Origin of the sequence: Pseudomonas sp. Sample_22 (genome assembly GCF_004307635.1) — a bacterium.
Taxonomy (GTDB): Bacteria; Pseudomonadota; Gammaproteobacteria; order Pseudomonadales; family Pseudomonadaceae; genus Aquipseudomonas.
Genome location: NZ_RCNY01000024.1, coordinates 1 through 1569 on the forward strand (window position 1 = coordinate 1; position 1569 = coordinate 1569).

The window sequence follows — 1569 nt, forward strand, 5'->3', positions numbered from 1 at the left end:
GATTTCAACGTGCTGCAGGTGTTGAAACCATCAAACCCGCTTCGGCGGGTTTTTTATGGCCACGGTTGAGCGGTGGCCACCGCATACCCCGGGCGTGCTCGGCTTCGCCTCACCGGCTGTCGTGAACCAAGCCCCGGCCAAGAGCGCGCCGGGTCTTGGCCCTTCGGGCTTCCATCCTCACGCCTTCGCCCGTGCCGGGCTGCGCGCTCCGCTTGCAATTGGGGGCTGACAGGATTTCGGTTTGGTAGATGATCTAAAGGTCGAACAACTGCCGGGGAAATCCCGCCTCGCTCGGAAAGCCCATTGCACGATACGTACAGCCTGGCATTGTTGGTTTGTGAGGGATGAGATCAGCAACGTCCTGAATCCAGGTTGATCCAGGCGCGACCCGTTGCAACAGGAACCAGATAATCGCGATCAATCCGTACATGCGCTTCAACGCATGCTGGTTGAGGTTCAGCGCCTGAAAGTATGGGTCGGCAACAGCTGATAATGGGTTCGGGGATGCCTGGTTCCATATTCGAGTGTGGTGGGCGCATCGATTGCGAAGATAGCTGATGTGCTGCAGCCAACGACTGAACATTTTGGCATCCGAAAGCCCCAGTCGGCCCAAAATAAGATTCTGGTACTTACCCGCTAGGAGCTCAAAGAATTGGGACAGATCTCCAAAGTCCCACGCTTCGACCGCGACCCATATCGGAATGGATTTGCCCGTATTGAAATGCCACTGAATGCAGTCTTCCTTGCTGCGTTTGATGTGAGATTGTTGTTTTCGGCGCCAATCATCCCACTTGCTAACCATTTCACCATCTCGGGGGTACTTTTTTTTCCATTTGGCGAGGATGAAATTTTCGTTCGTATAAGCCATCGGATCGTGGTAGCCAACCTCATGCGCTACCAACGTTTTGAGGTTTACCTCTAGGCGCTCGATGGCATCCAGCATGAGCAGCCTGAGTTTTTTGTCGAAATTATAAAGAGCCACAGACTCATCAAAGTCGGTAGTTGCCTGGAATAGGTCAAGACGTAAAGGTTTCTTCGTGATCGCGCAGTGCTGTCGCTGCTGCTGGGCATCCAGTTGGAACTGCCGTGCTGGATACCAGTAACCGCTGAGGCGGTAGTACCCCAATTGAGCAAGCTTTCGCTCCGCACGCTGGATATCTTTGATCTGCATTCCACGGGCGGTCAGGATGCCAACCAGGTCGGAATAGGTGCGGAAAGGTTTCGGAGGAGTCAGAGGCGGCACTTTTCCATGTCCCAGAAACAAGAAGGCCCGAACGTAATGCCGGACTAAGCCAGCACCAGAGGATCGGGCGCGATTGAGGCCAGTTTGTCGGATAGGCTAGCTAAGGTCAATCGAATTTCGTTGATGTTTGATAAGTACGGCAAGCCGTTTGTAACGTACGATACAGGGAAAAAGTTGTTGGCCCGGGCCAGCCCGGGCGATGCAACCGCCGCGATCAGGATCTGTGCCCGACTCAGGAAATCACCCTGCAGTTGCCCACCGCCCGGGTAAGAAGCCGCCCGGCCCGTGGACAACTGCACCGCTTGCTCTGGCCTTTGTTGGGCCTC

The 1569-nt window shown here is 54.9% G+C and carries 2 protein-coding genes; both read right to left on the minus strand.

The features are described from left to right. Positions 1-253: 253 nt before the first annotated feature. Positions 254-1243, minus strand: coding sequence for an Abi family protein (locus tag D8U73_RS06535; protein ID WP_241667876.1), 990 nt, complete (start codon positions 1241-1243; stop codon positions 254-256). A 44-nt stretch (positions 1244-1287) separates the two neighbouring features. Continuing rightward, positions 1288-1569 (minus strand): hypothetical protein (locus D8U73_RS29325; RefSeq protein ID WP_206663016.1); only part of this gene is annotated, 282 nt, incomplete at its 5' end.